The organism is Microvirga vignae (genome assembly GCF_001017175.1).
Lineage (GTDB): Bacteria > Pseudomonadota > Alphaproteobacteria > Rhizobiales > Beijerinckiaceae > Microvirga > Microvirga vignae.
Genome location: NZ_LCYG01000149.1, coordinates 1 through 4,344 on the forward strand (window position 1 = coordinate 1; position 4,344 = coordinate 4,344).

Annotated in this window: 5 protein-coding genes and 2 pseudogenes; 4 read left to right on the forward strand and 3 right to left on the reverse strand. The window is 58.7% G+C overall.

Features of this window, described 5'->3' with window-relative positions; genetic code table 11:
• Positions 1-317 precede the first annotated feature (317 nt).
• The gene (locus AA309_RS31145) at positions 318-782 is read left to right on the forward strand and encodes a DUF6130 family protein (RefSeq protein WP_047192904.1); all 465 of its coding nucleotides are present in this window, start codon (positions 318-320) and stop codon (positions 780-782) included.
• A 233-nt stretch (positions 783-1,015) separates the two neighbouring features.
• Here AA309_RS31145 and AA309_RS36060 read toward each other — a convergent pair whose 3' ends face one another.
• Positions 1,016-1,657, reverse strand: a complete 642-nt coding sequence (locus AA309_RS36060; protein ID WP_200902077.1) for an aldehyde dehydrogenase family protein — start codon at positions 1,655-1,657, stop codon at positions 1,016-1,018.
• A 56-nt stretch (positions 1,658-1,713) separates the two neighbouring features.
• A pseudogene (locus AA309_RS38020) lies at positions 1,714-1,980 on the reverse strand (aldehyde dehydrogenase family protein); the annotation flags it as partial.
• A 622-nt stretch (positions 1,981-2,602) separates the two neighbouring features.
• Between AA309_RS38020 and AA309_RS31160 the strand changes: the two are divergent.
• The 3 genes from AA309_RS31160 to AA309_RS31165 all read left to right on the forward strand — a co-directional run bounded on the left by AA309_RS31160 (position 2,603) and on the right by AA309_RS31165 (position 3,882).
• Positions 2,603-2,851 carry a hypothetical protein gene (locus AA309_RS31160; protein WP_047192907.1) on the forward strand — a complete coding sequence of 83 codons (249 nt, stop codon included), beginning with the start codon at positions 2,603-2,605 and terminating at the stop codon, positions 2,849-2,851.
• A gap of 331 nt (positions 2,852-3,182) precedes the next feature.
• Complete coding sequence (locus AA309_RS37370) at positions 3,183-3,344, forward strand: SDR family NAD(P)-dependent oxidoreductase (protein WP_280136946.1); 162 nt, start codon at positions 3,183-3,185, stop codon at positions 3,342-3,344.
• Positions 3,345-3,360: 16 nt separating this feature from the next.
• Positions 3,361-3,882: an SDR family oxidoreductase gene (locus AA309_RS31165; protein WP_280136947.1), complete on the forward strand. Its 522-nt coding sequence runs from the start codon at positions 3,361-3,363 to the stop codon at positions 3,880-3,882.
• Between the two features lie 345 nt (positions 3,883-4,227).
• Here the strand turns inward: AA309_RS31165 and AA309_RS38025 are convergent.
• A pseudogene (locus AA309_RS38025) lies at positions 4,228-4,344 on the reverse strand (hypothetical protein); the annotation flags it as partial.

The following is a 4,344-nucleotide window of genomic DNA, read 5'->3' on the forward strand; positions in this document are numbered from 1 at the left end:
CCCCGCAATCAAGATGCGCTCTGTCCAGTTGGGCCGGCGCCCACATGGCCACCAGCACATGTGAACCGACCACGTGTGCGGCCCGGACGTGATCGACATCGACCGGCACACCATTCGCGTGAGGCATGAACCAATAATCTAACGGTTGGGGCGACTGCGAGCCACGGAAGCACTACGCGAGAGCCATTCGCTCACGAGCCGAAAGAGTGCCTCCCGAAATCCGGCTATTCAGTCTCCCTCCGATTGCGCTCATGTTCATGTCCATCACAAGCCACCCCATGAAGCCAATGGCTTTGTTGATCAAAGGAGAGACTGAAATGACCACGTTCATCAAGACCCTTGCCGCCGCCGCAGCCGTCACGGTACTTGCTACCGGCGCCTTCGCTCAGAGCGCGCGGGAGATCCGCGGCCCTTCACCGTATGTCGCCGTCGAGAACGAGCCCGCACCCAAGCTGATCGTGGACCCGCCGATTCCTGAAGGGCTGGCGCTGGGCATCTACTGGGCCCAGTATCGGACGGAGAACCTGCGCATCGTGCCGGTGTTCGGAGCAGGCGCCGTCGACACATCCCCCCGCATCGGGCATCTGCACATCATCGTCGACGACCTGCCCTGGTGGTGGGCGGACGCGAGCGACAACAACACGGTCGATATTGCCAACTTCCCAGCCGGTCCGCACAAGGTGACGATCCGGTTGGTTGACGCCGATCACAACCCGATCCCCGGGCAGGAAGTGACGCATAGGTTCACCATCCCCGAGAGGACGTCTTCTCACAAGCACTGAGGATCTCACAAGCACCGAGAAAGCGCTCTGGCTCTGCACAAGAGCCAGAGCCGCTACAATAGTCTCGGAGAGGAATCCGAATTCCCAGACCGAACTGTCAATTTGAACTGCTTCATGAGACGTACACAGCGTTGGTTTCTGCAGGAAAACGGAAGTCCCAATAAAGGTTAGGCGTGGTGCTCATGCCCGAGATCCTGCTACGGACCCAAACTTCTGCCGGCTTGATAGTATCATCATGGTTTGATCGTTGGTCGTAAGTGCAGCGAGTCCGTGGGGTACTCCTTATCCCGGGATGGGCATGAAGACAGATTTTGTTTCAAGGAACGCCTTGAGCCCCTCCGGTCCCCCTCACGTCCCACACCTGAGAACTTGTGCGCGAGCTCAACACCGTTGATGCCCACTTGGCCGGTTCGGATTTGGCAGGCGATCTCGTAGGCGTGCTCGACGTCGCGGCTGTACACGCTTCCACTCAGACCAAGGTCAGTATCGTTCGCTATGCGAACAGCTTCCTCCTCGTCATCATACGCCTGTATCGTGACGACCGGTCCGAAGATCTCTTCACGTAAAATCGTCATTTCTGGTGTCACATTGGCGAAGACCGCTGGATCGATGAAGAAACCACGGTTGAAGTTTTCAGAACGCCCACCTCCGACCAAGATCTGTCCACCCTGCTGTCCCCCCTGCGCGATGTAATTCAGGATACGATCGAGTTGGCGGGCGTTGAGCACAGGGCCAACCTGTGTCTGCGGATTCCATGGGTCACCAATCCGGAGGCTTCCGATGGCTCGAACATAGGCATCGGCGATCTCATCCAAGCGTGATCTGAGGGCAAGGATCCGCGTCTGGGCAAAACAGACCTGTCCGGAGAAAGGCATCGTGAAAGGTGCCAGGACTGGGTCACTGCCGCAAGATCAGCGTCCTCCAGAGGAGCCAGCAATTCAACGAACCGCCCGATTTGCTCGGAACGCTGCGAGCCACTCATGCGAGGCCATGGGCCGTTGTCAAACGCGTGACGCGCGGCTGCGATCGCCCGATCCACGTCAACCATGTCGGCCAATGGAAGATCAACGAGCGCTGCTTCCGTCGCAGGATTGACGATGGATATCCGTCTCTTCGAATGGCTTGGGACCCATTCACCGCCGAGATAGAAGCGGTCGAGAATGTTTTGTGAAATCTCTGTCTTGATATCAGACATCATCGGGCCTCCCGTGTCGGACGGAGGCTGACGAAGATGTGTATCAGCATGTAGAGCCGCCTTATTCTGTCGGAGGAGCAATGGTGCGTCGCGAGAGCGTGGGCTATCGCCAGATTATTTCCTCATTGGCTCGACCCAAGCTCAGCTCTCGGTTGGTGGCTGGTGCTCGAATGATCCTTGGCGGCATTGAGATGATCCGTGTGGTCACGAACAGCAGGCGAAGTATGCCCGCAATAATGGCATCCGGCGACGGCAGCCGCCTCAGCCAAGTCCCGCTCAGGCTCTCCACGGCCTTATCGAATTTCCAATGGCAGAGTCGCCGAGGTGCGGTCCGCTGGCAATCAGCGATTTTGCGGCATTTTTGAGCAATCGGAGCACAGTTTCGCAAAGCCGTGACAATGGAAAGACACCCGACGGGAGTACAATGACTGAGGGTCAATCACTTGCATAAGGGCGACATAGGGGCGATCCCCGCCCGTGATGATCGAGTCTTGTATCGCTCTGAGCCTGGATCCGATGGAGGTTCCATGAAGGACAATCGACAAATGGATCGGCGCAGGAAACCGTTCGGCCAGACTCGTCTTTTACAATGACGCCATAGGGGCGCGTCCTGGGAGGAAAAATCATGCTTCGCACCATTGGTATTGCCGCACTCCTGACGCTCACACCCGGGTTCGTTGGGCCGGCCTTTGCCTATCAACGTCCGCAAGACATGGCCGCTATCGATAAGGCCATGCAGACGGCTCAACTCTCTGCCTCTGACAAGCGGAAAGTCATGGATCTGCGTAAGCAGGGCGAGGAGTTGCAGAAGGCAGGCAATCGTCCTCAGTCCGAGAAGGTCCTCGACCAAGCCAAAAAGATGCTGAAGATCTGAGGTCATTGTTTGTGGGTCCACATCAGAGTGGTCCCGCTGTCTTACCCAATCTTCTTCTGCACGGATGACTTAGATCTATTGTCACCCTCTTGGATGGGGCCTCCTGTGGGGTACGCCAGCTTCAGCTGGATTCGAATTGACTGGTATTGGGACGGTGTAAGTCCAGTGTAACGGGTCGCTTCGCGCTGGCGAGCTTTCCCAGGCGGCCCCTCGGAGTTGATTGCAGGCGATCGGGCGTCTCAGGCACGGCGCGAACGCCTTATGTCGCCTAATCAGATGGTTCAGCCGTTCTCTTGTTCCGGCAGGTCTCGGCAATTGATGGGGACGAGAGATGTCTAGGTTCAGCAACGAGATCGCTGTGGTGACAGGCGGCGGGACCGGCATCGGACTGGCGGCAGCACGCCGGCCCGCGGACGAAGGCGCTACCGTGGTGATCGTCGGGCCATCCCGAGGCGTTGAAGGATGCCGCGAAGGCGATCGGCGGAGCGATTGATCCGGTGGCCGCCGACGTGGCGAAGATCGAAGATCTCGACCGGCTTTGCGCAGAGGTCCGTGAGCATCATGGACGCATCGATATCCTCTTCGCAAATGCTGGGGTCGCAAAGCTCGCCCTCGTGTCCGAGATGGCGCCTGAGCTGTTCGACGAAGTGATGGAGGTGAACTTCAAAGGCACCTACTATACGGTGCAGAAGGCTCTGCCGCTCATCGGAGTCGCCGGGACGTCGGTCGTGCCGGCCAGCAAGGCGGCGGTCCGCAACCTGGTCAGAACGCTGGCCTCGGAACTCGTCAACCGCAATATCCGGGTGAACTCCGTGAGTCCCGGCGTGATCGAGACGCCCCTGTTCGGGAAGCTCGGACTTGGTGAGGCGGAGGCGCAGGAGTTGGGGGCGAGCCTGCTCGGCACGATCCCGATGAAGCAGTTCGGCCGCGCCGAGGAAGTTGCCTCCGCCGTTACATTTCTCGCGTCAGACGACGCATCCTATATCACCGGCGTCAATCTGCCGGTCAACGGCGGACGCACTCAGCTGTGACTCAAACCTCCTCGTCCTGCTCCGACTGTGCGGCGAGCCGCCGGGAGTGCGCCGTCTGCTCCGGCACCCGGTTTGGGAGCAGACCGCCTGCTGTTGAGACGGTCGAACATTGACCAGTTCGGCGCCGATTGCAGTCCGGCTGTAGTGCTGAAGCATCATGCGCTCAGACTGTGGGGATGGCGTCCCGCTCACCCTAGACCACGGACTCAAACATCAACGCAAACCCGTATCAGACGCAAGCTCGCGACTGCAAGGACATATACCTCAGTCGTGCACACAACATGAATTCCATCTCGACAGAAAAGTCGCCTTGAGCCAACAGCATGCAAGTCAAAAAATGGGCCGCCCAAAAACGGCGGCGCCGAGGATCTGTCTGGTGTCGGCATCGGCGACGATCTTGATGAAGCCCTTGGTCTCGCCTCGCTCGATGTGACGTTCCTGCCGAAGATGACCGAGCACCCG